The sequence below is a fragment of the Acetobacter syzygii genome (genome assembly GCF_000964225.1).
Taxonomy (GTDB): domain Bacteria; phylum Pseudomonadota; class Alphaproteobacteria; order Acetobacterales; family Acetobacteraceae; genus Acetobacter; species Acetobacter syzygii.
Genome location: NZ_BAMZ01000007.1, coordinates 56,269 through 82,295, shown reverse-complemented (window position 1 = coordinate 82,295; position 26,027 = coordinate 56,269). Strand labels below are relative to the sequence as shown.

The following is a 26,027-nucleotide window of genomic DNA, read 5'->3' as shown; positions in this document are numbered from 1 at the left end:
TCCATACACAAACATTCCTACACCATAATAAAATCAGGGGCTCTCGCCGCATTATTGGCTTGAGCGGCAGAGGCTTGGTTTAAAGAACATCCTCTGTAGGTCCGTCTGACAGGACCCCCTCCCACTTTGCGGAAACAGCCGCAGCGTAACCATTGCCCAGCACATTGGTCGCGGTACGCAGCATATCCAGAAAATGATCAATCCCCAGAATGAGGGCGATACCGGCCTCTGGCAGACCAAACTGCGGCAGCACCGCAACCAGCGTAACCAACGATGCCCGCGGAACCCCGGCTATCCCCTTACTGCTCAACATCATCACCAGCACCATAAGAGCCTGCTGGGTCCATGGCAGATGAATGCCGTAGGCCTGCGCAATGAACATTGCCCCAAAGGACTGAAACAGGATGGAGCCATCCAGATTAAAGCTATAGCCTAATGGCAGCACAAAACCTGCAATGCGTGATGGCACACCAAAATTCTCCAGCCGCTCCAACAAAAGCGGATAGACTGACTCACTACTCGCCGTAGCAAAGCCAAGCAGAACAGGCTGCACCAGTTCCTTGATCAATTCCTTGATCCGGGGACCAATAACGCAGAATGCAATAAACGTCAGAACGATCCAGAGCGTCATGATGGTTCCATAAAACTGAACCAGAAAACGCCCGAAATGCATCATCATTTCTGGCCCGCTGTGGGCAAGGCTCCCCATAATGGACCCAAAAACGGCGATAGGGGCCAACACCATAACGATATCGGTCATACGCAACATAATGTGCGCCAGCTCTTCCGACCATCCAAGCATGGTTTTGCCTGCTTTGCCCGCTGCAGGCAGGGACACCCCAAACAGCACTGAAAAAACCACGATCTGAAGAATGTCATTCCGCGACATGGCATCCAGTATACTGGTCGGCACGATATGCAGAATAAAATCGATAGGTTGAAAAGGATGCTTGAGAGACGCGATGTCCGCAGGAAGTGGGGCGGAAAAGCCCGCTCCCGGTTGCAAGAAATTTGCTGCCAGCAAACCAATGGTGAGAGAAATAAAGGACATTGCCAGAAACCAGAGAATGACCTTGCCGCCCACACGCAGGACCAACGTATCATCCCCAAGCTTACCAATGCCGCTGACCAGCGTGGCGAAGACCAAGGGTGCAATCACCATACGAATCAACCTGAGGAAGAGCCCGGTCAGCAATGTGGAAACCTGTTCCGCAGCACTGATATAAGCCGGTGCCCAAACATGCACGGACAACCCACAGACAATACCCAAAACGAGAGCAACAAGGATGGCGTATGTCCGCCGCCTGGTATTTCCGAACTGCGTGGCAGCTGCCATCAGCGTGATTCCTCTCCCATTTTGATTCAAAATTCCGCAACAAAGAGGCACCTAATAAGTAAGACTGCTCTTCCCGTCAAAAATCTTGATTGTCTGGCTCATATGCTGGCTGCACTGCCGGTGTTAAAATCGGAGTTTACCACCACGTTTCAGCATTGCCCTTTTACAGTTTCCATGACATGTCATTTTCTCCACTTTCCAGACGTCTGGCGGCTTTAATCTATGTCCTTTTTCCGCTCCGGTATTGTATCCCTGCTTGTGGTTTCCGCCTTGTCTGGTCAGGTTATGGCCAAGACTGCGTGCAACACCGCATCTGATGGACAGATCGAGATTACCATGCAGGAAGTTGGCGTAGCCATTGGGTATATGTGGGGGCGCGGGACGCTCACATATGGTGGCCAGCGTTATCCCATTTCGGTTAAGGGAGGTGGGGCCTTTGCCCTTGGTAGTGCCAAGGTCACGGGTACTGGTTGCATTAGAAACCTCTCCCGTCTGGTGGATTTTGAAGGCACATACTGGACCGTTGGCGGCGATGTTGCCATTGGGGCCGGTCCTGCCGGTATTGTTATGGAAAATGCCAAGGGCGTAGACATGTCCTTCTCTGGTCATGCCAATGGAGCACACCTTTCCGGCCAGATTTCTCGCCTTTATTTCAAGCTGGATTCATTCTAAAAAACCTCCTGCACGTTTTAGTGATGCTTTGAATGCACCTTGCCTGCGTTCAGATTTGCCTTCTCCCCATGGAGTATGAGACACGGACAGGGTATGAAGCCAAACGCTCCTCCCCTCCGTCGTGGCTGGACCACGGGCAGTTGCGCCACAGCGGCAGCAAAAGCCGCATGGATGGTGCTACAGGGGCACGAACCCCCAGCAAGCGTATGGATTACCCTCCCTTCTGGCAAAGAAGTCGCTTTTAGCCTTTGCCAGTTTACAGGCACCACCACGGCCCCTTGCGCTGCTGTGGTTAAAGACGCGGGAGATGATCCGGATATTACGCACGGTGCCATGATCCGCTGTACCGTCCGAGCACTCCCTGTTGGTTCAGGGATTATCTTCAAAGCCGGTCCGGGCGTTGGCACCATTACACGACCGGGGCTCCCTTTACCTCCGGGAGAACCGGCCATTAACCCTACCCCACGCGCCATGATCCGCACAGCCTTAACCCAAGCCAACCATGGCGCCCCACCTGATGCGGAAGTTACAATCAGTATTGATCATGGGGAAGAACTGGCACAACGCACCCTTAATGGCAGATTGGGCATTGTGGGGGGGTTATCCATTTTAGGCACAACAGGCATTGTTATGCCTTTTTCCTGCTCTGCATGGATTGAAAGTATCCATCGTGGTGTGGACGTAGCGCGAGCCGAAAAATTAACCCACATTCTGGGCGCTACAGGTAATGTATCCGAAAAAGCCGGGCAGGCACTTTATAATCTCCCCGATACTGCCCTGATTGAAATGGGAGACTTTGCTGGAGGACTGTTAAAATACGTACGGCACCACCCTGTTTCGCGCTTGAGTATAGCAGGGGGCATTGCAAAAATGACCAAGCTGGGTCAGGGCTGCCTGGACCTGCATTCCAGCCGCAGTCGGGCAGACATGTCAGCCTTGGCTCAACTGGCAGCGCAACATGGCGCACCAGATGGACTGGCTTCCTTGATTAAAAACAGCCCCACAGTGGCAGAAGCATTTTTACTCGCCCAGACCCATAATTTTTCGATGGGTAACCTGATCGCCCAAAAAGCATGGAGCGTGGCTTACAAAACCCTAAGCCCTGCTCCCATTCTGCTTGATGTTCTGGTTTTTGACCGGGCTGGCATTCTAGTAGGCCAGGCCTCCTCACCTTCGCTTCCCCTTTAACTCCTAAAGCGACGACGGTAATCGGGATCATACAAAGCACTCTCCCGTCCAGCTATGCCAGCAAGAGCCGGCCCTACCAGCACCAGTGCAGTGCGCTCTATGGGATTATGTTCGAGTTCTTCCTCAATTGTTTCCAACGTGCCATGGAGCACAAGCTGGTCAGGCCACGAGGCACGGGCAACAATGGCAACAGGACATTGCAGACCATAAAACGGCGTTAGCGTTGCCACAATGCGGTTCAGGGCGTGAACGGCGAGATGAATGGCCAATGTTGCGCCGGTCGCTGCAAAAGATTCCAGTTTTTCGTGCTCTGGCATAGCCGAAGCGCGGCCGTTGATACGCGTAAGCACAACACTTTGCGCCACCCCCGGTACAGTTAGCTCCCGCCCAAGCACAGATGCGGCCGCGGCAAAGGCAGGCACACCGGGGGTCATGGTCCATGGAATGTTGTTCCGCTCCAGCCTGCGTATCTGTTCCGCCACTGCACTATAAATCGACAGATCACCGGAATGCAGACGTGCGATATCCTGCCCAGTTTTATGGGCGCGCACATATTCGGCTTCGATTTCATCCAAGGACATAGGGGCTGTATCCACCAGCCGCGCACCATCAGGGCAGTATTGCAGCATATCTGGCGGCACAATAGAGCCAGCGTAAAGGCAAACCGGGCACGAAGCCAGAATGTCCCGCCCCCGGATTGTCAATAAGTCTGCCGCCCCCGGACCTGCGCCAATAAAATGAACCGTCACGTTTTAGTCTCCTTCAGCTACCGCACAGGTTACGCCACAGAATGCCTGACGTGGCAGGCGCAGAAAACTCCCCTGCCCCGCACCAGCAAGAGCACACGCCTCAGCCACAGATGCAACCCCTACATGCTGGCTGACCGTGGTCGAGAATGTTTGGCAGCAAGCCTGCATCTGCCGCAAAGCGAGCGGATTTATCCATAACACTTCTGCTCCCAGCATCTCAGCCACAGCCTGCGGCAGAATATCCTCTTTTTTAAAATCGGGCGCAGCAATATACGCCGGAACGGGAACTCCAGCTTTTTCAAGACTACCAACAACAAGCTCCAGCGCATTGCTGGCTAATGCCGCTTTTTGCCAACCCAGACCCACCACTATCATTGACTGGCAGGCTTTTCGGCCACCCACTGGGTAACGGTCATGGCGGGCCGAAAAGCGTGGAAACTGCCAACCCCATCCAGCCGCGCAACGGAAAAGCGTACCATACGCCCGCCCCATTCCTGCATGGCTTGAACAAGACGCATTTCGGTTTCTACCACCACAGCATTCACAACAATGCGCCCTCCGGGGCGCAGTGCGGCCCAAGCCTGTTCAAGCACACCTGTGCGGCTCCCTCCCCCTCCTACAAAAATGGCATCCGGGGTCTCTAACCCCACCAGTCCATCAGGGGCACGGGCGTGTACAACCTGCAAATCAGGCACACCCAACGCCAGAGCATTGCGGGCAATACGCGCCACACGCTCTGGTGCGCTCTCAATCGTTATGGCACGGCAACCGGGGGCAGACAGCATCCATTCGATTGAAACAGATCCGGCACCGCCGCCAATATCCCACAATATCTCTCCCCCCCGCGGTGCAAGGGCTGACAGGGTTACGGCCCTGATTTCCTGCCGGGTCAATTGCCCATCATGCTCAAAACAGCTATCGGGCAGGCCGCTACACTGAGGCAAGCACTGGGCAGCAACATTGGCAGGTAATTCCAACGCCAGCAGATTTAAAGCGCCCACATCTGCAGGTGGTCCATCTTGTGCTATAAAATGACGGCACCGTTCATTCCTGCCACCTAATGCCTCCATAACGCAGCATTGCACCTGCCCCAACCCGAGCAAGACCAGCCATTGTGCCAGTTCATGCGGTGTTTGGGCATTGGCAGAAAGCACCAGCAACTTGGACCGTGGCTGTAAAAATGGACGAACCCGCTCCATGGGCCTGCCACAGACAGAAACAACCTGACATTGCTCCTGCGCCCACCCCAATCGCGCACAGGCCAACGCTACGGAAGACGGGGCTGGCAGGCATATCATTTCATGAGCATCAAGACTGCGGGCAAAAACACCACCAACCCCGTAAAAAAACGGATCACCAGAAGCCAGCACAACAACAGACCGCCCGCGCAATGCCAAAACCTGTTGCACGCCAGCACTAAACGGCGTGGGCCATGCCGTGCACTGCCCTTGTGGCAGGGGGGCCACCAATGCCAGATGCCGTGCACCACCAAAGACATAATCAGCTTGTGCGATCAGGCTCCGGACAGCACCTGTCAATCCGTCCAGCCCCTCTTCGCCCACGCCAATGAGCGTGAGCCATGGAGGTGCGGCCATAGTGTGCAAGTCAGGCATAACGTGCTTGCTTCCTTCTCTCCATCCCACTTTGTGGCGGTCGCACACACGCTTGCCCGCCGACAAATGCTGCGCTTATAAAACGCTTGATCTTCTTACGCACCAAGGTTGTTCCATGCTTCCTGCGCACCCGCCATTCCCGCAAGTCCCACAAGGCCCGGCTACGCGTTTGCGGGTTCTGGTACTGGGTGGCACAACAGAAGCCAGCAGCCTGTGCACCACGCTGGCACATACGCTCGCCATCCATGCCATTCTCTCCCTCGCAGGTGCCACCAGCAAACCACATCTGCCCAGTATAACCACGCGTATTGGCGGTTTTGGTGGTGCAGACGGGTTGACGCGCTGGTTGCGCCAGAATGGCATAATGGCTGTTATAGATGCCACCCACCCCTTTGCCGCACAAATGAGCCACCATGCGATGATGGCCTGCAAGGAAGCGGATATTCCCCTCTTGCGTCTGGAAAGACCGGAATGGCAAGCCACACCACAAGACCAATGGCTCATGGTAAAAAGTATTACGGAAGCAGCCACAGAACTGGCTTATGCAAGCCGGTGGAATACCTCCCCCCAATCCGTGTTCCTGACGACAGGACGCAAAGAAACCCGTCCTTTTCTGGTCGCCCCCCAGCACCATTATCTGTTCCGTTCAATCGAACAGCCAGCCACTGCGGATCTGCCACCGGATACAACAGTTCTGCTAGCCCGCGGTCCTTTTGACCTCGCGGATGAGCACAAGCTGATGCTTGAACAAAAAATAACCGTTCTGGTTACCAAAAACTCGGGAGGAACGGCCACAGGTGCCAAACTGGAGGCGGCGCGCATGTTACGCATACCTGTGATCATGGTCTCACGCCCCCCCCAATATAATACCCCACGTGCCAAAGATGCTGCTGCCGCTCTGGCATGGTTGAATCACCTTGCTTCTTCAACCTTACGGGCTGTGTAAAGCCAGGGTTCCTGCCCCATTGGCCGTTCCACAAGCCGGGTTGCCGGGCAACCAATAAGCACCAGTGTGCTCATATCAGCCCACTCCGCATCGGCCTGCGCAATGGTGGACAGTCGGATGGTTTCGTCCGCTCGGCCCACAGCACGGGCAAAGGCAACGGGTTCGTCCCCTCGCATACTCTGCCGCAAATGCTCGAAAGCCGCCCCCAACTGCCACGGGCGGGCATGGGAGCGCGGGTTGTACAGGGCAATAACAAATCCGGCCTGTGCAGCCAGCCGCAAACGTTCCAGCACAACTGACCATGGTTTAAGGTTATCCGAGAGGGAAATCACACAAAAATCCCCCCCAAGCGGTGCACCAAGCCGGGCTGCGGCAGCCAGCACGGCACTTACGCCAGGAACAACCCGGATATCGAGCGTACGCCACTCTGGCAGGCCCGTTTCCACCGCTTCGAACACCGCGCTGGCCATACCGAACACCCCGGCATCCCCACCAGACACAACCGCAACATGCCGCCCACTCATGGCCAGTTCCAGCGCGTGCCGTGCGCGGGATATTTCCTCCCGATTGTCGGAAATATGGCGCACAACCTCCGGTCCGGCCTGTACACGGCGAACATAGGGGGCATAACCAACAAGGTCGGTGGCTGCCGCCAACGCCTCATACGCTTGTGGTGTAAGCTGTTGCGGATTGCCCGGGCCAAGACCAACTACAACCAGAGAACCACCGCTCATCGCACACGCTTCCTTCCGGGCAGCAGCACAAGGGAAAAATAAGGAGCCGCACCTTCCCGCTCAGCCAAAGGCGTAATAACCTGCCCCCCCTGTGTGCCACGTTCTACATATAACGCATCATCCATGCGGCCACTTTGGCTAATGGCCTGACGCACATGGGGCATATTGCGCCCGATCTTCATGATGACTGCTGCATCTGCACGTTCCAGCCAGCTTGCAAGCTTTGCCTCAGGCAGGGTTGCAGGGAGGACACACAACACGTCATCCCCGTGGGTCATGGGAGCCTGCGCCTGGCTCCAGCAGCCATTCATGGCCATAATCCCCGGCACAACCTGCGTGTTCCACTGCTTGTGCAGCCGGTCAAACACGTACATGGCTGAACCATAAAGGAATGGGTCTCCCTCGCACAGCAACGTGACATTGCGACCGGAGGCCAGAGCCGCCGCAAGACGTTGGGCACTCTGGTCATAAAAAGCCGTCATGTTCTGGTGGTAGGCGGGGTCACCCACCGAAACCTCGGTTGTAAACGGATAAACCAGCCTTAGCTCTTCCGTATCGGGGCCAATATGGGCCTGCGCGATGGTCCGTGCCTGACTGGGATGTTTTTCCCGACAGAAATATGCCACGACCGAAGCTGACCCAATCAGCCTTGCTGCACGCAGGGTTATCAGTTCCGGATCTCCCGGCCCTACGCCCACAATGCTCAGAGTTCCCGCCATTATTCGACCTCGGATGCAAGGGCGTTCAGAGCGGCAGCGGCCATTGCACTCCCTCCCAACCGACCATGCACGACCAGCCATGGCACATCGTGTCTTTTAGTCAGGGCCTCCTTGGATTCTGCTGCTCCAACAAACCCGACAGGCACACCCAGCACCGCAGCGGGCCGCGGAGCCCCCGCATCCAGCAACTCCAACAGATGGAACAGAGCCGTAGGGGCGTTGCCAATAGCCACAACAGCGCCTTTCAGCCTGTCGCCCCAAAAATCAAGCGCTGCGGCGGAGCGGGTGTTACCAATGGCCTGCGCCTGCTGGGGGGTTCGTGGGTCCCGCAGTGTGCAGACCACATCATTATCGGCAGGCAGACGGGTGCGTGTAACACCGCGTGCGACCATTTCCGCATCGCACAGAATAGGGCAACCATCCCGCAGGGCCTGCCGCGCACGAGGCACCAGATCGTCAGTCATGGACACGGACTGCGCTACCCCCACCATGCCGCAGGCATGAATAATGCGCACCACCACAGTAGCCTGCTCGGGTGTAAAAGCGCTCAGGTCTGCCTCTGCCCGGATGGTTGCAAAAGAACGCTGGTAGATGGCCGCCCCATCCCGAATATACTCATAGGCTGGCATCTACCGCTCCTTCCTGCCTGAATGTTTGAAATGCTGTATAAACAGCCTGTTCATTATCGAACAGACTTTCCACATGCCCTGAGGCCGATCCGTTGCGCACCAGCCCATACCCTTGGGTGCCTGCCACCAGCGTATAATCCGCAGATGCCGGGTGAGCACACCCCTTACGGCAGCCCGAAACATGAAGGCTTGCGCCATCTGGCAACAAAGGGGCCAGGTTCCGGGCAAGCGCCTCTGTTTCCCCCGCTGCCTGCGCACAGGCCTGAATGCCACTGCACGCCCATATGCGCAGCAATGGAGAGGTCGGGTCGCTCACCATCCCGGCAACCACCGGAATCTGCACCAGACCACCCAGAACAATGCTGCGCCACGGCGTTAACCGCAACACGCCATCGCCTTGCGTTGCCGCGACTGTAGCGCAATCACGCAGCATGGTCGCTGTCATACTGCCCAAAGGGATAGACAAGGCAAATAGCCCATACCCCAACGCCCCTATCTGCCTACCACCGGCACATACCGGCATTGGGGCGTTAGTCTCCAACTGGCAGGGAATCTCTGCCAGTTGGAACAACCGTGCCCCCACAGCCGGATCGCGCTGGGGGCGAATATTCTGGTGAGATGCAACATAGATACGGGCCAGCCTTACTGCCTGCTCAACAGCCAGCTTATGCGTAACCGGCATACCATACGCCCCTCCGCACACAACGGACCACAGACCATTACCCACGGCACGCAGCACAATATCTGCCTGCAACAAACCGGAGGCATACAGGCCGCCGCCATCCACGGCAAAACCGAACTTACCCGGCAACGCTGCCAGATCTTCCGCGCCGACCAGTGCATGACGCAAGGACTCTGCGCAAGCGCGGGTGTCAGCCGCACAGGTTGGATCATCCCCCGCCAGAGGGGAGACCAGCATGGCCTGGCGTCGCTCCATACCTGCATCGCGCAAACCAAGCCCCGCCGCCACAGCAATATCGGGAAAACGGCGTGCGTTATCGGCTCCAAAGCCACGCAGTTGCAAACTGGCCCTATTGGTTAGCCCAATACGTCCATTCCCCTGTTCCTGCGCAACATCCGCCAGCAAAAAAGCCTGCGCGGCTTCCAGTCGCCCCAGTAACGGACGTACACGCACCAGCCAGCCATCCGCCGCCTCCATGGGTGCAAAAAGACCGGGGCACCATCCTTTGACTTCCGGTTGAGCAAAACCGCCATACACTTCGGTTTCTCCCGTCTGGTCGGCCTCCACCACACAACGTACAGAGGCTGTTTTGCGTTCGTGTTAGGCTGCAAGAAGTGGAGTTGTCAAAGTAGCGTGGGGCACGGCAGGCATCTACTTTTATGCAGTTTGATGCAGCTTCCTCTTGCATCCAACGCAAAACCCTGCTTGCAGCATGAACCATGCAGGCTTCATTTGAGCGAACCAGTTGGTTTCCGATCATGCTCCGTTTGGAAGGGGCGCGTGTTCTTGTGGTTGGCGGCGGCAATGTCGCGGCAAACAAGGTGCAGCTCCTTGTGCCCACGGGTGCACTGGTGGAAATTCTATCTCCCACTCTTTCCCCCGAACTGGAACGGCTTGTAGGAGCTGGCAAAGCGCAGGCGACTAGGCAGGACGCCACGGTAGAAAACCTGGCAGTCCGCCTGCCCGGCTGCCGCATGGTTTATCTGGCCACCAGCAACAGCCAGCTCAATGCAACACTCAGCGCCTTGTGCCAAAGCATGAACATACCCGTGTGTGCGGTCGATGCACCCGATGTTTCCAGCTTTATTACTCCCGCCATGACCACACGCGGTGCTGTGCAGATTGCGGTTTCCACCGGAGGAGCCGCCCCCGTTCTGGCCCGCAGGCTACGGGCAAAAATAGAGGAGATCATGCCTGCAGGTCTCCACCTGCTGGCAGCCTTTATGCAGCACAGCCGTCTGGCATTACGCAAACAGGTGCCAGATTCCGCCATACGTCGCCGGGTGTGGGAACGCTTTTTGGATGGAGTGGGCGGCTCTCTTGCTATGGCAGGGGATTCCCAGGCTGCTCAGCAGGAACTCGACCGTATTCTGCGCGAAGGACATGCAAAAACAGGAGAAGTCTGGCTCGTAGGTGCTGGCCCCGGCAACCCGGACCTGCTCACTTTGGCCGCCCTGCGACTTATGCAGGATGCAGATAGCGTTCTTTACGATAATCTGGTTGGCCCGGATGTGCTGAACTACGTCCGCCGCGATGCCGAGAGAGTTTTTGTTGGCAAACAGACCAACAACCACACACTGCCCCAAGGCGGAATTAATGCTGAACTCATCCGCCGCGCAAAAGCCGGAGAGCGTGTGTTGAGACTTAAGGGGGGAGATCCCTTTATTTTTGGCCGCGGAGGAGAGGAAATAGAAGCACTGGTGGATGCTGGTGTGCCTTTCCGTGTTATTCCGGGCATTTCAGCCGCTAATGGATGCGCGGCCTATGCGGGTATTCCACTCACGCACCGTGACTGCGCACAGGCCTGCCTGTTTATTACAGGCCATGCCAGAGCCGATGGCACCCTGAAGCTGGCATGGGAGACCATAGCCCTTAAAAGCCAGACCATTGTGATTTACATGGGGCTCACACTCGTCAACCAGCTTTGTGTCCGCCTGATTGAGCACGGACTACCAGCCGACTGGCCCGCTGCCATTGTAGAACGCGGCACACTCCCCAACCAGCGTGTGTTGAGCGGTACGCTCTCCACCCTGCCACAATTGGTCGCTGATAACCGGATAACCAGCCCAGCACTGGTTATTGTGGGGGAAGTTGTGAAGCACCGGGTTGTTTCCGCCCCAACATAACAGCCAGCCTGCCCTGCCCACCCTGATTTTAGTCGCAGTGCGTCTGATGCACATACAGGGGTCTTGCACTATTGCGCTCGGATAGCTGATCAGCCCTGACGCAAAGCGCATCCTTTGCAGGGGGGCGACCAAACATCCGACGATACTCGCGGCTAAACTGAGAAGGACTTTCGTACCCCACGGCAAAGGCCGCTTCTGCTGCATCCACGTTTTCGCTTACCATACGCCTACGTGCCTCCTGCAGTCTGAGCTGTGTGCGGTATTGCAGGGGGCTCATATTGGTTGCCACCCGAAAATGCCTGTGGAAGGTGGAGAGGCCCATACCGGCCACACTGGCCGCGCGGCTGATATCGAACGATTCCACATAATGCTGGGAAATCCAGTGAATCGCCCGATTGATCTGGGAGAGCGTGCTCCCAGCTGTAGCAATCTGGCGGAGAGCACACCCCTGATCCCCCTGTAACAGCCGGTAAAGCAGTTCGCGAACAATCAGCGGTTTGAGGATGGGAATATCCTCCGGTTGGTCCAGCAGTTTCATCAAACGCAGGAGTGGGTCGATAATGCCTGCATTAAGCGGGCTTAACCCCATACCCATAATACACGCCTGATTGGGGTCGACCTGCTGCTCATTCACAACCAGCAGCAATTCGGCAATCTGCACAGGGTCCAGTGCCAGACAAAGAGCAAGGTAGGGATGTTCGGGGGAAGCCTGCGTAATACAGCCTGCCACCGGCAGATCAACGGCGGTAACAAGGTAATGGCTGGCATCATAATCGAACACACGGTCGCGGAGCATGACCTGCTTGCTGCCCTGCACAATCACATACACACGTGGTTCAAAAACAAACGGAATAGGCTCGCTTACGGCTTCTGCTCGGTAGAGCGTCAGTTCAGGAATAGCGGTTGTTACCGTGGAGCGCGTACAGTGTTTGAGCACCAGATTTTGTAATTCCGCCAGATTATCCGACATATGCGCACCCTCCCGCCCCATAAGGCCACGCACCATTCCAGATATGGCAGAATAAGGCAATCGGCCTACACATCCTCTTGCCTAAAATACCATAGGGGGAAGTGCTGCGAGAGAATTAGGCAAGAAGTGAGCAGAATTGCTCTACCACTCCTATGCCTTTCCAGATCATCCTGATACCACTGAATTAAACAGGTAAGGAAAAACCAGAATTATGGCCTACGCCTCAACCAACCCCTACACGGGTGAAGTCGTTAAAACCTTTGCTGATGCAACCGATCAGGACGTGCAGGCAGCACTGGATGCCTCTTATGCCGCATTCCAGTCCTGGCGGGATGCTCCCTTTGCAGAACGTTCCAAAGTGATGGCATCTGCTGCAAAAATCCTGCGTGATAATCTGGATGATTATGCAGCCCTGCTGACGCTGGAAATGGGTAAAGTTTTTGGAGAAGCCAAGGCTGAGGTCATTCTTTCGGCTGAAATTTTTGAATATTACGCCGAACATGCCGAACGCCTGCTGGCTGCCGAGCCTCTGCCCGTTAAAAACCCCGAAGAAGGTCAGGCCATGTTGGTGCATGAGCCACAGGGCATTGTGTTCGCCATCGAACCATGGAACTTCCCTTACTACCAGATTGCCCGCATTATTGCGCCGCAGCTTTCTGCCGGTAATACGGTTATTCTCAAACATGCGTCCAACGTGCCGCAGTGTGCTGCTGCTTTTGATGACCTTATGGTTAAAGCCGGTCTGCCGGATGGTGCATTCCGCAACCTGTATCTGGCCCGCCACCATACCGAAACCGTGCTGAACGACCCCCGCGTGTGTGGTGTTGCCCTGACCGGTTCCGAAGGTGCCGGGGCTATTGTGGCATCGGTTGCTGGCAAAGCGCTGAAAAAAGCAACCATGGAACTCGGCGGTTCCGATGCGTTTATTGTGCTTGATGATGCAGATCTGGAAAAAGCCGTTAAATGGGCAGTTTTTGGCCGCCACTGGAATGCTGGTCAGGTGTGCGTTTCCTCCAAACGCCTGATTGTGGCTGATGCCATCTATGACCGCTTTGTTGATCTCTACAAAAAAGGTGTTGCAGCTCTCAAAGCAGGCGACCCTATGGACCCCGCTACCACGCTTGCCCCTCTCTCCTCGCAAAAAGCTGCGGATGATCTGCGCGCACAGGTAGAAGAAGCCTGCAAGCTGGGAGCCAAGGCAGAAGTTATTGGTGCTCCAGTGCCCGAAAAAGGTGCTTTCTTCCAGCCTGTTCTGCTAACCAACCTGGAAAACAACCCAGCACGCCTGTGGGAATTTTTTGGTCCGGTAACCCAGCTCTACCGCGCCAAAGATACGGAAGATGCCATTCGCATTGCCAATGACTCCCCCTACGGGCTTGGTGGTTCCGTCTTTACGCAGGACACCAAGCGCGGTGTGGAAGTAGCCCGACGCATCTATACTGGCATGGTTTATATTAACCATCCTACAATGGTAAAAGCGGATCTGCCTTTTGGTGGTGTTGCCCGTTCCGGCTTTGGGCGGGAGCTGATTGGTCTTGGGATCAAGGAATTCGTCAACCACAAACTGATCGACGTCGTGGATATTGATGCACCGTTCTGATTGAGCGGTTCCATCAACCCAGAGCCTGTGCGTGGCACCATTGGGCCGCGCACGGTTCATCCATACAAAAAAGCCCGGCAAAATCTGCCGGGCTTTTTTGTATAAACTACGACAGGAACAGGCCTAGCGTTCGGTCTGCCCCACAGCCAGTCGCAACAAAATATACTCACGCAACTTCTGCGGTAACAAACGCTCCACCACCCGCAACACACGGAATGGCCATGGGAACACATATTCCCGCTGACCACGCGCAATCGAGCGAACAATAAGACGCGCGGCTTTTTTGGCTGGTACCAAAAAAGGTCGTGGTCCTTCCAGGCGCTGGCTCATCGGTGTATCAACAAAACCGGGGACAATCAAAGTGAGTTTGACCCCATACCTCTGCCATGCAAGCCCCGCGGACTTGGCAAAAAAAGCCAGCCCCGACTTGGAACTGCTATAAGCAGCGGAGAATGGCATTTCGTAAAAACCTGCAACCGAACCTATGAGCGCAATATGCCCTCCACCGCGGTTGATCATGCTTTTTGCCGCAGCCGTGGCCAGCGTAACCGGAGTTGCGTAGTTAACCAGTCCAAGCTGGAGCACTTTAGCCGGATCTTCCGTTTTGTCCTCCAGAGACTGGATGTCCGACAGGCCAGCTCCCAGCACAACGCAGTCGGGTTTGTGCGCGGCATCATCCTCATCAAAGGCTGCAAGAGCCGCAGCACCGTCACAAAGGTCCACCTGTCGCGTGTGCACCACCGCACCACGCGCACAGCAATCCGTTGCCAGTTGCGTTAAACGCTGGGGATTTCTGCCCCACAAAATCAATGTGCGACCGGGCGTTGCATATTGGTGGGCAAGTTCCGCACCAATACCGCCCGTCGCCCCCGTAATGAGTACAGAACGCAAAATGGCTTCTCCAGATGCCTCAGAACTCACATTTTTTCCTTTCCCATCGAGGCAGAATAAGGCATCACCCGGAAAGTTTTTCACATTCCATTCCTTGGAGGGGCAATGTCTTTCCCGACTCAGATTACCGTTTCCCCTGTTTCGGGCTCACGTCAGCTTGCTCTCTTTATAAAGCTTCCGCGTATGCTTTACGATGGCTTACCCGGATATGTTCCTCCGCTGGATATGGAAGAGCGCGATATGCTCTCCCCCCGCAAGGCACCTTTTTTTGAGCACGGCTTTGCGTGTTACTTTCTGGCATGGCGCAATGGCAAACCCATTGGCCGCATATCTGCCCAGATAGATTCGTTTGTCCTCCACCAACCCGGCCCAAGAACGGGCTTTTTTGGTGCACTAGACACCACAGAACCAAAATGTATTCCACTGTTGCTGGATGCCGCGACCGTATGGCTCAAAAAGCGCGGGATTGAGCGTATCCGTGGACCATGGACGCTCAACAGCAATGGGCAATCCGGGGTCATGATCGAGGGGCAAAATGAAATCCCCATGATCGGCACTCCATGGCACCCGGCCACTATTGCTCCTGCATTGGAACAGGCTGGTTTTCATAAAGCGGTTGATCTGCTCTCCTACCGTATGGAAACGGGGCCACAGGCTGAACAGGCCAATCAGATTCCCGCAAACCTGCGCCAGCGCCTTGGCAACATTACCATGCGTGGCCTACGCCTGAAGCATGTTGATGAAGACGCGGAAATACTGCGTGAAATTTATAACGATGCCTGGGATGGCACATGGGGTAATGTCCCCCTCACATCTAACGAAGTGCAGTCTTTGCTCAAGGCTCTCAAACCAATCCTGCGCCCGGCTCAATATGTTCTGGCAGAAGTAGAGGGAGAACCTGCTGCCATAGCACTGGTTGTGCCCAACATGTTCGACGTAAGCAAAGACCTTGGTGGGGCCCCTACTCCTCTAGGCTGGCTCAAGCTGGGCTCTCGCATTCTCAAACACGATTTTCATTCAGCGCGAGTTGTCTTGCTGGGGGTGCGCAAAAAATATCTGGGCACTGCGTTGCGCGCCATGCTGCCTGTGCTGATTATTGATGAACTGATGCAGCGCGGGCATGAACTGCCTTACCGAACCATTGAACTCGGCTGGGTGCTGGAAACACACGAAGGGCTGCGTAAGCTGATAGAACGCATTGCCCCCACCCCTTACAAACGCCACCGTATGTTTGAAAAAATTCTGGATTAATTTTCCCAAATATATCCAAGAAAAATTGTAAAAATGGATGCCACCAATGGTTACAGGTGGCTCCACCCGCTGGTTTTCAGCGCCATGGGTATGCCCTGACTGTTTATAACTGATACCCCGACTGCTCCAGCTTCAAACTGTCCTATACGCGTGACCGGCACGGCCCCATGAGGTGTGGTCAATATGGGGGTATGTAGCAGTTGCTCCTCGCGCTCTGGTGGCACGGCAAACAGAATTTCATAATCGTCACCGCCTGTCAGACAGGTTTCCAGAACAGCAGCACCAAGGGCTTGTGCTGCCCTTGAAAGCGGCACAGCGTGAGCCTCAATACGCACATGCAGGCCACTCTCCCGCGCCAGATGCCCTGCATCCTGCACCAACCCATCAGAAACATCCATCGCAGCAGAAGCGAGACCATAGAGAGGCAGCCCGATGCGGGGTTGCGGCAGGCGATAACGTTGGGCCAAATGCCCCGTTGGGTCCACCATGTTGGGCACACTCTGCAACACACGCAGGCCCAGAGCACCATCCCCTATGGTACCGCTCACCCACAGCCCATCCCCCGCACGCGCGCCAGACCGCCGGATTGCCTGACCGGGCAGAACCGAACCCACTATTGTAAGCGAAAGAACAAGGGGACCGGAGGTAGAGGTTGTATCCCCGCCCATCAGGCTTAAACCGAATATGTGCTGATCCTGCGCCAAGCCATGGCAAAACTGTTCCACCCAGTCTTCCGTAATATGGGCAGGACGGGCAAAGGCCAATAACCAGCCTTCTGGCTTGCTGCCCATTGCAGCAAGGTCGGATAAATTACACCGCAACAGCTTGCGGCCAATTGTATCGGGCGGGTCGGTGGGTAGAAAATGCACGTTTTCTACCATGGCATCCACTGCCATCACCATTTCTCTCCCCGGTGGGGGGAGGAAAACGGCAGCATCATCACGCAGATTCAGGGCAGCGGGCCCGGCAAGGGCAGAAAAATGCTGCCTTATAAAGGCAAACTCCTGAGGCAGATCAATCTTCGGTTGGGGTGCCTGTGGTGTTATCATGATCCTCAACCGATGTCGGATTTTTGAAAAGCGTATCAAGCACGCCATTCACAAGACGCGGTTCATCTCCAAAGAAAAAACCATGCGCCACATCCATATACTCGTTAATCAGCACGGGGGCAGGCACTTCTGCGCGACGGGATTCTGCAATGGCTGCAAAAAAGAGCGCGCGCAATACCGGGTCCAGGCGCTCGATAGGCCATGTGGATGGCAGGGTTTTGACAATATCCTGCTCAATGGCAGTCCGGTTAGAAATTGCCCCCTTAACAATCGATGTGAAGAGCGCCACATCGGCCTCGGGAATACGGCCATCTTCGTAAGATTCACCGCTTAAGGTCGTGCCAAACCTATGCACCAGAAACTGCTCGATAACGGAGTCCGGACGGTCACCATTCTGTTCAATCTGGAACAGCGCCTGCACGGCGGCAACACGCGCGGCTGTGCGTGGCCGTTGAGCGGCCTTAAGCTTGGGTTGGTCCTGTAATCCTGTCATCCGTCTCTCCCGCTCTACTTTGATGCAGAGCCGCGTTTTGTGGCGTTTTTACACATAAAGGTCTAGTCTTTTTGTTCAGTCTGCTGGGTTTTGCTTTCCATCAGCGTCAGAATTTCCGAAAAATCCCGTGCTTCGGTAAAATCGCGATACACGCTGGCAAAACGCACGTAGCCCACACCGTCCACTTCCTTGAGCGCGTCCATGGCCAGTTCCCCAATACGGGCGGAAGCAACTTCTGTATCGCCCGATGCTTCCAACTGCCTTACAATTCCGGTCACAATCTGCTCCATCTGTTCATCCGATACCGGGCGCTTGCGCAAGGCTATACGGATGGAGCGAGAAATTTTATCGCGATCAAATGGTGCGCGGCGGCCATCCTGCTTGACCACAACCAGCTCGCGCAGTTGTACACGCTCGACTGTTGTAAACCGCTGCCCGCAGGACAGACACGCCCGACGGCGACGTATGGCCGACCCTTCTTCATTAGGGCGACTGTCCTTGACCTGACTATCCGGGTTCCCGCAAAAAGGGCAACGCATGATGGTACCAACCTTCCCTCAGGCGCATATCAGACGGCATTGTGCTGTTCAAAGAGCGCTAGGTGACACTCAGATATTTCTTTTAACCCGGTTCGTCCATACTGCTCATGCCCAAAGGCCTACGGAGTCACCATGAAATCTTGTTGCAAAGCAATACTGACCAGCCTTGCCCTGCTCAGCCTTACTACGCTGCTCCCTGCCCATGCAGAGGATAACCACGCCGAACAGGCCATTCCCGGACAGGTTGATGCCCAGAAGGATATTACTATATCCGATGGAGCATTCCACATGCCTGCTGCACAGACACAGGGCCTACCCGAACTTTATTTTACACTGACCAATAACAGCCACTCGACCCATCTGTTAACCAGTGTCACCTCGCCAGCCTGCAAGCAACTGGTTGGTTACCATACGGATCAGGAAAACACTGTGGGAATGCGCCATCTGTTCCAGCACCTGGCCCTGCCGGAAGCCACCACACTCGTGTTCTCAAGTGCAGGCTACCATATGCTGTGCATGGAACCTGTTGCTCAGGTACTAAGCCAACCCAATGTACAGGTCTCGTTCCAGTTTCTGGGTGGTTCAAGCAAAAGCATTTCAGCCACCATCATACCGGCTTCCCATTAAAGGAAGAACTTAGCCAGAAGAGCCAGCCTACGTAGCTCTTCTGGCGTAATACAGGCCTAGCCGCCGGTGTATGTGCTAAGCGTACGCTTAACAGCCTGATGCCACCCTGCAATCATGGTACGCCGCTGGGTACTATCCATTTTGGGTTCAAACAGGGAACCACGGGCCCATTCGGCGGCAACAGTTGCCTCGTTCTCCCACACACCTGTTGCCATACCCGCAAGAAAACCAGCCCCAAGGGCTGTTGTTTCAACATTACGTGGGCGCTCGACCTTGGCTTGCAACATATCGGCAAGGAACTGGCAGTACCAGTCATTGGCGGACATGCCCCCATCCACACGAATGCTCTCGGTTGTTCCACCACCGTCCTGCACCATTGCGCTGACCAGATCCAACGTCTGGTAGGCAACGGATTCAAGGGCTGCGCGGGCAATGTGGGCTGCCGTTGCATCCAGTGTCAGACCGCAGATCAGACCACGTGCATCAGGGTCCCAGTGTGGAGCGCCCAGACCAACAAAGCCCGGCACCATATACACACCATGGCTATGGGGCACACGGGTTGCCATATCGTCCGTCTGGGACGCATGGGTAATCAGATGCAACCCATCCCGCAGCCATTTAATAGCCGCACCGGCCACAAAAATGGACCCTTCCAGAGCATAGGTCGGCTTGCCATTCAACCGGTAGGCAACGGTGGTCAACATCCGGTTGCGGGATTCGACTGGCTTGTCACCCGTGTTCAGCAGCAAAAAGCAACCCGTGCCGTAAGTCGCTTTGGCCATGCCGGGGGTAAAGCAGGCCTGCCCCACCACAGCGGCCTGCTGGTCACCCGCAATACCGGCGATCGGAATAGCACGACCCAGCAAAGCCGGGTCAGTATGTCCATACAGGGTACTGCTATCCTTGACCTCTGGCAGCAAGGCCGCCGGAATGCGGAACAGGGTCAGCAGATCCTCGTCCCACTGTTGGCGGTGAATATCAAACAGCATGGTACGAGAGGCATTGGTCGCATCGGTCGCGTGAACCTTGCCACCAGTCAGACGCCATAAAATAAAGGAATCAATGGTGCCAAAGGCCAGCTCGCCTTTTTCTGCACGGGTGCGGGCATCGGCCACGTTATCCAAAAGCCAGGCCAGCTTTGTAGCCGAAAAATAAGGGTCCAGCAGCAGACCTGTGCGCTCACGCACCAGCGTTTCCGCCCCTTCATCACGCAATTTCTGGCAAACACTTGCAGTACGGCGATCCTGCCACACAATAGCACGGTGGATGGGCTTGCCCGTGCTACGCTCCCACACAACAATCGTCTCGCGCTGGTTTGTAATGCCAATGCCTGCAATACGATCCAACGCACCACTCTGTTCCAGTGCTGCCTTGCTTGTGCTCAGCACATCATTCCAGATGTCTTCCGGGCAATGTTCAACCCAACCGGCATTTGGATAATGCTGTGGAAATTCTTGACGGGCTGCGGCCAGTTCATTGGCGTCACGGTCAAACACAATGCTCCGTGTTGACGTTGTTCCCTGATCAATCGCCAGAACGCAGTCTTTTTTGGTCATGTGGGAGTATCCCTTCTATTCTGAGCAGTCAGTCTGCCGCAGGAGTGGATTGACGGCCCAGAGCGGGCATGAACGGACGCAGCAGCGTCTGATAAATTGTGGCACCAATAACGCCGCCTGCAAGCGGACCAACAACCGGTACCCACCAATAATTCTGGGGAGAAGGAAGAGCCGTCTGCCCCCACCCTGCAACAAAGCAGAACAGGCGCGGCCCAAAGTCACGCGCGGGATTAATGGCCCAACCTTCCAGATACCCTGAAGACGCACCAATAATGGCAACCAGCAGCCCAATAATCAACGCACCGGAATTAGCCTGCGGTGCAGCCGTATTGTACTGGCAGGTAATTGCAAAAATACCAAGGATTAGAAAAGCCGTCAGAATTGTCTCATTCAGCAGTGCATGGAACGGCGTTACAAACTCACCGGGGTGGGTAAAAAACACCCCTGCCGCTGCGCCATCATTTGCAAAATCGAGATGATGCGCCTGCGCGTAATGAACAATGACCGAACCATAAAGGGCATAAACCAGACATGCCCCCAAAAAGCCGCCCACAACCTGTGCAGCCCAGTAAGGCAGAACCTTGCGCCACGAAAACCCCCGGTAACATGCCAATGCCAGTGTAACAGCCGGATTGGCATGTGTGCCCGAAACGGCACCCGTTACATAAATTGCAAGGGTAACCCCCAGGCCCCACGTAATGGCGACCCCCCAGTAGGATAACTGGTAAGGGCTGGGGTCGTAGAGCGAGTACATGGCGGCAACTGAATCACCCACCAGAATGATAATCAGTACAGCCAGACACTCAGCTATCAGCTCGCCCAGCAGCGTATTTTTCACCTTATCCATAATCTTTCCTCTTTTTGTTTTTTTTGTTCGGAAAGCAGTATTTTACAGATTAAACGGCTTTCTTCTGAACATAGGTTGCAACACGGGCTTTCTCCGCATCATCAAGGTGGAGCCCCAGCTTGCTGCGGCGCCAGAGCACATCTTCCGCCGTACGGGCCCATTCCCGATTGATCAGATAGTCAACCTCCCGCGCGGTCAGATCACCACCGAGCAGTTCTCCCATATCCGCCATGGAACTGGCCTGACCAATAATTTCGTACGTGCGGCTGCCATAATTGCGCATCAGACGCCATGCCAGCCCTTCAGGCAGCCACGGGGCAACCCGGCGCAGACGGGCCAATGCACCATCAAACCCGCCTTCACCAATATCTCCACCGGGGAGTACCTCGGTTGCCGTCCAGCTCTGGCCGCCAACTGCGGGCAGAACAGGTGCCAGCTTTTCCAACGCATGTTCAGCAAGCTTGCGGTAAGTTGTAATCTTGCCACCAAAAATGGAAAGCAGGGGCGCTCCATCCTGCGTGTCCAGATCCAATACGTAATCCCGCGTTACGGCAGAAGCATTTGCCGAAGCATCATCATACAGAGGCCGCAGCCCGGCGTAGCTCCAGACCACATCGCTTTCCTTGACCTGCACGTTAAGGTAGCGGTTAACGCTCTCGCACAGATAGGTCACTTCATCCGCAGCAATGCCAACCTTGCCGGGTTCTTCCTTCCACGGAATGTCCGTGGTGCCGATCAGAGTAAACTTCTGTTCGTAGGGAATAGCAAAAACAATACGTTTATCCGGGTTCTGGAAGATGTATGCCTGCGGTCCTTCATACACACGCGGCACAATAATATGGCTGCCCTTAACCAGACGTACGGATTTGGAGTTGGGAATTTTAAGCGTATCGGCCAGCAGGCGGGCAACCCATGGCCCAGCGGCGTTCACCATTGCTTTGGCCCGCACCGTTTCGGTCTGACCGGTTGTGCGGTTTTCCAGCGTGGCTTCCCACAGACCATTCACACGTTTTGCGCCAGTCAGGCGCGTGTGCACACGTACATCGGCACCACGCTCGGCGGCATCCATGGCATTCAACACAACCAGACGGCTATCCTGCACCCATCCATCGGAATAGATAAAGCCTTTGGTGTATTCGGGCTTAAGCGCACGGCCGGAAGAATGCTTGCGGAAATCCACACCAATGGATTTAGGCAGCGTCATGTTGGACGCCAGATGGTCATACAGGAACAACCCAGCCTTGAGCATCCACGCCGGACGTACCAGCTTGGAATGAGGCAGTACAAAACGCAGTGGCCACATAATGTGGGGGGCCATGGTCAGCAGTCGTTCACGCTCCATCAGCGCTTCACGCACCAGACGGAACTCATAATATTCCAGATAACGCAGCCCGCCATGGATCAGCTTTGTGCTCGAAGAGGATGTGTAGCTCGCCAGATCATCCTGCTCTACCAGCAGGACGGACGCGCCACGCCCAGTCGCGTCACGCGCAATGCCGGTGCCGTTAACGCCCCCCCCTACAATGAGAAGGTCATGAATACGCTCGGATGATGCTGGTGCTGACATGGCTTTGATCGGTTCCATCTATACGAAGGCTTTGACCTATTTTATTCGAATTCGAAAACAGAACGCAAGAACAATGCTGACCGTCCCCTTTGGGAGAGATTTTTTTGGCGCCATACGTTTCTTTTACGAAAAAAAATCACTCACCGGTCACATGCAACTGCACGCCATGTTCGCGCAAAATGGCGCGAATTCCCGGCGGCGGCATCTGATCCGTAAAAAATGCCGTAACCTGAGAAATATGCCCCACCCGCGCCATGGGACGACGCAAAAACTTGGTATGATCCGCGAGCAGAAAAACCGTTCGGGCATTGCGCATAATGGCCTGTGCGGCATTAATCTCATCAGCGTCAAAATCCAGCAGTGTGCCATCCGCATCAATGCCCGAAATGCCAATAACCCCAAAATCCGCACGGTACTGTTCAATCATGGCCGCAGCAGCAGGGCCAACAATACCGCCATCGCGCAACCGTACACTGCCACCCGTAATAATCAGACTGCACTCGGGTGCTGGGGCCAACAATGTTGCCACATGAATGTTGTTGGTAATAACCCGCAACGTTCTGTGGGCACGTAAAGACCGTGCAAATGCCTCTGTCGTTGTGCCAATATTTATGAACAGGGACGCTCCATTGGGAATAGCCTTTGCGGCTTCCCGCCCTATTGCTTCTTTTTCCTGCAAATGCAGGATCTGCCGATCCGAATAGGCGATATTTTCAGCGGGCGAGAGTGTACTGGCACCCCCGTGGTGGCGCGCAAGAAGCCCCTGCCCTGCCATTATGTTAACATCGCGCCGCACGGTCTGAACTGTAACACCCAACTCGCGCGCCAGTTCCTCGCTGGCAACATAACCATGCTGGTTAACCAGACGAAGGATATGCCTGCGCCGTTTTTCCAGAGCATTGCTCATGTGGGGGCTGCCTCAATCACAGCCAGTACCGCCTCGCCATAGCGCTCCAGCTTGGAACGGCCGACCCCTTTAATATCCCCCAGCGTATCCAGATCATCCGGCTTTTCCAGAGCAATATCTTTCAGAACAGAATCATGGAAAATCACATATGGGGGTATTTCCTGCTCTTTTGCTTCCTCCCGCCGCCATTTGCGCAGAGCTTCAAACAGGGGCTGGCACTCCTCGGGCAGGTCCAGCGCTACAGACTGCCGCTCGCCCCGTGTAAAGCCCGCATTGCCCCCATGCTCTACAACCGGGTCTGCCCGTAATGCGACATTTTCCTCCCCGCGGAGAATAGGCCTCGCAATATCCGGGTTAAGCCGTAAGCCGCCATACTGCCCTTCTATGCGCAAGGCACCACGCGCAATAAGCTGGCGTACAACGCCACGCCAGAACTGTTCGCTCCTATCCTGCCCAATTCCCCAGACCGAGAGTTTGTCGTGCCCATTGCGGCTTACGCCATCCGTCTTTTTTGCTCGCAGAACAGCAATAACATGCAAAGCACCAAAGCTTTCGCCCGTACGATATACGGCAGAAAGTAGTTTACGGGCAGCTTCCGTGCCATCAAACGTCAGCACCGGATGGCGGCAGTTGTCGCAATGCCCGCAAGGTTGCGCCAGTTCCTCGCCAAAACAATGCAGCAAAGCCTGCGTGCGGCAACCTGTGGTTTCCGTAAACGCGATCATGGCTTCCAAACGGTTGCGCATAATGCGTTTTTCATTATCCGGGGCGGATGACTGGTCGAGCCAGTACCGCGCACGGGCAATATCTTCCCCCCCGTATAACAAAACAGTATCCGATGGCAGCCCATCCCGTCCGGCCCTGCCAATCTGCTGGTAATATGCCTCGGGTGAGGATGGCATATCCAGATGGATAACAGCCCGCACATCTGGCCGGTCTATCCCCATACCAAAAGCAACAGTCGCGACAATAACCAGCGGCTCCCCGGACCGAAAGCGCAGTAACGCAGCCCGCTTTTCCACCGGAGATAATCCGGCATGGTACGCAAGGGCAGGCCACCCACGCTCCCGCAGGGACGCCGCAATACGTTCGGTTCTCGCACGGCTGCCGCAATAAACAATAGCCGCGTCTTCCCTGTACCGCTCCAGCGCCACCAGCAGTTGCTTCAGCTCGGAACCTTTGGGTTGAACGGCAATGTTCAGATTGGGACGATGAAAGCTGGAAACCAGAACATGCGCATGGGGCATGTCCAGAGCAGTAAGAATATCATCCCGCGTGCGTTCGTCCGCTGTTGCGGTCAAGGCCAGACGAGGCACATTGGGAAAATGGCGTGGCAGTGCGGTCAAGGCCCGGTATTCCGGCCGGAACTCATGCCCCCAGGCCGAAATACAATGTGCTTCATCAATAGCAATAATAGAAAGCGGAATGCGGGTCAGTCGGTCCAGCGTGCCGGACGATAAAAGCCGTTCGGGAGAAATATACAACAAGTCCACCCGACCATTCGCCAGATCGGACCTGATCTGCGCGGACTCATTCTCATCCAGTTCGGAATGCAAGGCAGCGGCATTAATGCCTAATTGTCTGAGCCCTGCAACCTGATCATCCATGAGCGCGATCAGGGGGGAGATAACCAGACCCATGCCCGGTCGGCATAATGCTGGAATCTGGTAGCAGACGCTCTTGCCTCCACCCGTAGGCATAAGCACAAGAGCATCCTGCCCCTGCATGGCACAGTCTACTGCTTGCGCCTGCAGGCTCCTAAACCCCGGAAAACCAAAAACAGCCTGCAGAACCTCCTGCACGGACCGGTTACAAAACCGATCCCGTGGCGGTGACCCATTCTCCCATGGGGCCGAAGGCGGCTCATACGGCTCACTTCCGGCTAATGCAGCCTCCCTTTCATCCATGGCAATCAGGGGCTTGTCAGTTCGATCTCTACACGGCGGGACCCAACAACCATTCCTTCCAGATTGGAAGGCGCGCGCGGCGTCTGCACAATACGTTCGCTGGGAACCCCATCATCATGCAGTTTCTGGGTAACGGCTTTGGCCCGCTGGATTGCCACCAGTGCATCGGCAGAAAGGTCCTTGCTGGCCCCTGCGTAGCCTTCCACCCGCACAATGCGCGAAGGATGCTTGCCCGCTTCCTGCGCAACCTGAGCAACCACATCAAGCCCTGCCTGATCAAGCTCAGCCGACTGATTGGAAAAAAATACAACATATTTACGGGGTGTCTGCGTTGCACAGGCGGCCAGAAGGCTCAGGCAGGCAACAGAAAAAAGGCGGCGCATAATGATCATTCCTGAATTATAAAAACAAAAACAGTTTATTTGGTGC

The 26,027-nt window shown here is 55.5% G+C and carries 26 protein-coding genes; 7 read left to right on the top strand and 19 right to left on the bottom strand.

All coding sequences use genetic code 11. The features are described 5' to 3' along the window. Positions 1-79: 79 nt before the first annotated feature. Positions 80-1,336, bottom strand: a complete 1,257-nt coding sequence (locus Absy_RS02725) for a dicarboxylate/amino acid:cation symporter (RefSeq protein ID WP_048853191.1) — start codon at positions 1,334-1,336, stop codon at positions 80-82. A 222-nt stretch (positions 1,337-1,558) separates the two neighbouring features. Between Absy_RS02725 and Absy_RS02720 the strand changes: the two genes are divergently transcribed. After that, a complete protein-coding gene (locus Absy_RS02720) occupies positions 1,559-2,008 on the top strand; it encodes a hypothetical protein (RefSeq protein WP_048853190.1) in 450 nt (149 codons plus the stop codon). Positions 2,009-2,101: 93 nt separating this feature from the next. Then, complete coding sequence (locus Absy_RS02715; protein ID WP_048853189.1) at positions 2,102-3,196, top strand: cobalt-precorrin-5B (C(1))-methyltransferase; 1,095 nt, start codon at positions 2,102-2,104, stop codon at positions 3,194-3,196. Here Absy_RS02715 and cobM read toward each other — a convergent pair. The 3 genes from cobM to Absy_RS02700 are packed head-to-tail and all read right to left on the bottom strand — an operon-like array spanning position 3,193 to position 5,558. Next, entirely contained in the window at positions 3,193-3,945 is a 753-nt protein-coding gene (gene cobM, locus Absy_RS02710; RefSeq protein ID WP_048853188.1) for a precorrin-4 C(11)-methyltransferase, read from the bottom strand. The genes Absy_RS02715 and cobM overlap by 4 nt on opposite strands. 3 nt (positions 3,946-3,948) lie before the next feature. Further along, on the bottom strand, positions 3,949-4,320 hold the full coding sequence (locus Absy_RS02705) for a cobalamin biosynthesis protein (protein WP_048853187.1): 372 nt from the start codon (positions 4,318-4,320) through the stop codon (positions 3,949-3,951). Beyond that, the gene (locus Absy_RS02700; protein WP_048853186.1) at positions 4,317-5,558 is read right to left on the bottom strand and encodes a bifunctional cobalt-precorrin-7 (C(5))-methyltransferase/cobalt-precorrin-6B (C(15))-methyltransferase; all 1,242 of its coding nucleotides are present in this window, start codon (positions 5,556-5,558) and stop codon (positions 4,317-4,319) included. Before Absy_RS02700 ends, Absy_RS02705 begins: the two co-directional genes overlap by 4 nt. 115 nt (positions 5,559-5,673) lie before the next feature. On the opposite strand from Absy_RS02700, the gene Absy_RS02695 reads away from it, so the two are divergent. Further along, positions 5,674-6,504 carry a cobalt-precorrin-6A reductase gene (locus tag Absy_RS02695; protein ID WP_048853185.1) on the top strand — a complete coding sequence of 277 codons (831 nt, stop codon included), beginning with the start codon at positions 5,674-5,676 and terminating at the stop codon, positions 6,502-6,504. On the opposite strand, the gene cobJ is transcribed toward Absy_RS02695, so the two are convergent. Genes cobJ through cobG form a run of 4 tightly spaced genes read right to left on the bottom strand, consistent with a single transcriptional unit; the run spans position 6,471 to position 9,838 of the window. Then, positions 6,471-7,238, bottom strand: coding sequence for a precorrin-3B C(17)-methyltransferase (gene cobJ / locus Absy_RS02690; RefSeq protein WP_048853184.1), 768 nt, complete (start codon positions 7,236-7,238; stop codon positions 6,471-6,473). The genes Absy_RS02695 and cobJ overlap by 34 nt on opposite strands. Beyond that, on the bottom strand, positions 7,235-7,960 hold the full coding sequence (locus Absy_RS02685; RefSeq protein ID WP_095351409.1) for a precorrin-2 C(20)-methyltransferase: 726 nt from the start codon (positions 7,958-7,960) through the stop codon (positions 7,235-7,237). Before Absy_RS02685 ends, cobJ begins: the two co-directional genes overlap by 4 nt. Further along, a complete protein-coding gene (locus Absy_RS02680) occupies positions 7,957-8,586 on the bottom strand; it encodes a precorrin-8X methylmutase (protein WP_048853182.1) in 630 nt (209 codons plus the stop codon). The genes Absy_RS02685 and Absy_RS02680 overlap by 4 nt, the downstream gene beginning before the upstream one ends. Beyond that, positions 8,573-9,838 (bottom strand): precorrin-3B synthase, encoded by a 1,266-nt coding sequence (gene cobG, locus Absy_RS02675; RefSeq protein ID WP_245614687.1) that lies wholly within the window; start codon positions 9,836-9,838, stop codon positions 8,573-8,575. The genes Absy_RS02680 and cobG overlap by 14 nt, the downstream gene beginning before the upstream one ends. A 149-nt stretch (positions 9,839-9,987) precedes the next feature. Between cobG and cysG the strand changes: the two genes are divergently transcribed. Beyond that, positions 9,988-11,394, top strand: a complete 1,407-nt coding sequence (cysG, locus tag Absy_RS02670) for a siroheme synthase CysG (protein WP_048853181.1) — start codon at positions 9,988-9,990, stop codon at positions 11,392-11,394. A gap of 28 nt (positions 11,395-11,422) precedes the next feature. Here cysG and Absy_RS02665 read toward each other — a convergent pair whose 3' ends face one another. Then, positions 11,423-12,424, bottom strand: a complete 1,002-nt coding sequence (locus tag Absy_RS02665; protein ID WP_245614685.1) for an AraC family transcriptional regulator — start codon at positions 12,422-12,424, stop codon at positions 11,423-11,425. Between the two features lie 151 nt (positions 12,425-12,575). Between Absy_RS02665 and Absy_RS02660 the strand changes: the two genes are divergently transcribed. After that, the gene (locus Absy_RS02660) at positions 12,576-13,964 is read left to right on the top strand and encodes an NAD-dependent succinate-semialdehyde dehydrogenase (protein ID WP_048853180.1); all 1,389 of its coding nucleotides are present in this window, start codon (positions 12,576-12,578) and stop codon (positions 13,962-13,964) included. Positions 13,965-14,087: 123 nt separating this feature from the next. Here Absy_RS02660 and Absy_RS02655 read toward each other — a convergent pair whose 3' ends face one another. Further along, entirely contained in the window at positions 14,088-14,885 is a 798-nt protein-coding gene (locus Absy_RS02655; RefSeq protein ID WP_048853204.1) for an SDR family NAD(P)-dependent oxidoreductase, read from the bottom strand. Between the two features lie 75 nt (positions 14,886-14,960). Here Absy_RS02655 and Absy_RS02650 point away from each other — a divergent pair, with 75 nt between their 5' ends. Continuing rightward, a complete protein-coding gene (locus Absy_RS02650; protein ID WP_048853179.1) occupies positions 14,961-16,106 on the top strand; it encodes a GNAT family N-acetyltransferase in 1,146 nt (381 codons plus the stop codon). Between the two features lie 50 nt (positions 16,107-16,156). Here the strand turns inward: Absy_RS02650 and thiL are convergent, their stop codons facing one another. The 3 genes from thiL to nrdR form a co-directional block, all read right to left on the bottom strand. Further along, a complete protein-coding gene (gene thiL / locus Absy_RS02645) occupies positions 16,157-17,152 on the bottom strand; it encodes a thiamine-phosphate kinase (RefSeq protein WP_371861722.1) in 996 nt (331 codons plus the stop codon). Continuing rightward, positions 17,121-17,648 (bottom strand): transcription antitermination factor NusB, encoded by a 528-nt coding sequence (gene nusB / locus Absy_RS02640; protein WP_048853177.1) that lies wholly within the window; start codon positions 17,646-17,648, stop codon positions 17,121-17,123. The genes thiL and nusB overlap by 32 nt, the downstream gene beginning before the upstream one ends. Positions 17,649-17,710: 62 nt before the next feature. Then, on the bottom strand, positions 17,711-18,187 hold the full coding sequence (gene nrdR / locus Absy_RS02635) for a transcriptional regulator NrdR (RefSeq protein WP_048853176.1): 477 nt from the start codon (positions 18,185-18,187) through the stop codon (positions 17,711-17,713). A gap of 132 nt (positions 18,188-18,319) precedes the next feature. On the opposite strand from nrdR, the gene Absy_RS02630 reads away from it, so the two are divergent. Then, a complete protein-coding gene (locus tag Absy_RS02630) occupies positions 18,320-18,814 on the top strand; it encodes a copper chaperone PCu(A)C (RefSeq protein WP_052945686.1) in 495 nt (164 codons plus the stop codon). 56 nt (positions 18,815-18,870) lie between these two features. Here the strand turns inward: Absy_RS02630 and glpK are convergent, their stop codons facing one another. From glpK to Absy_RS02600, 6 genes are all read right to left on the bottom strand, one after another. Further along, a complete protein-coding gene (glpK, locus tag Absy_RS02625) occupies positions 18,871-20,370 on the bottom strand; it encodes a glycerol kinase GlpK (protein ID WP_048853175.1) in 1,500 nt (499 codons plus the stop codon). 28 nt (positions 20,371-20,398) lie between these two features. Beyond that, the gene (locus Absy_RS02620; RefSeq protein ID WP_048853174.1) at positions 20,399-21,217 is read right to left on the bottom strand and encodes an MIP/aquaporin family protein; all 819 of its coding nucleotides are present in this window, start codon (positions 21,215-21,217) and stop codon (positions 20,399-20,401) included. 49 nt (positions 21,218-21,266) lie between these two features. Then, positions 21,267-22,784 carry a glycerol-3-phosphate dehydrogenase gene (glpD, locus tag Absy_RS02615; RefSeq protein WP_048853202.1) on the bottom strand — a complete coding sequence of 506 codons (1,518 nt, stop codon included), beginning with the start codon at positions 22,782-22,784 and terminating at the stop codon, positions 21,267-21,269. Positions 22,785-22,920: 136 nt separating this feature from the next. Next, positions 22,921-23,691, bottom strand: a complete 771-nt coding sequence (locus tag Absy_RS02610; RefSeq protein ID WP_048853173.1) for a DeoR/GlpR family DNA-binding transcription regulator — start codon at positions 23,689-23,691, stop codon at positions 22,921-22,923. Further along, complete coding sequence (gene recQ / locus Absy_RS02605) at positions 23,688-25,598, bottom strand: DNA helicase RecQ (protein ID WP_084596822.1); 1,911 nt, start codon at positions 25,596-25,598, stop codon at positions 23,688-23,690. Before recQ ends, Absy_RS02610 begins: the two co-directional genes overlap by 4 nt. Before the next feature lie 5 nt (positions 25,599-25,603). Continuing rightward, positions 25,604-25,981: an OmpA family protein gene (locus Absy_RS02600; protein WP_048853200.1), complete on the bottom strand. Its 378-nt coding sequence runs from the start codon at positions 25,979-25,981 to the stop codon at positions 25,604-25,606. Positions 25,982-26,027: the final 46 nt, after the last annotated feature.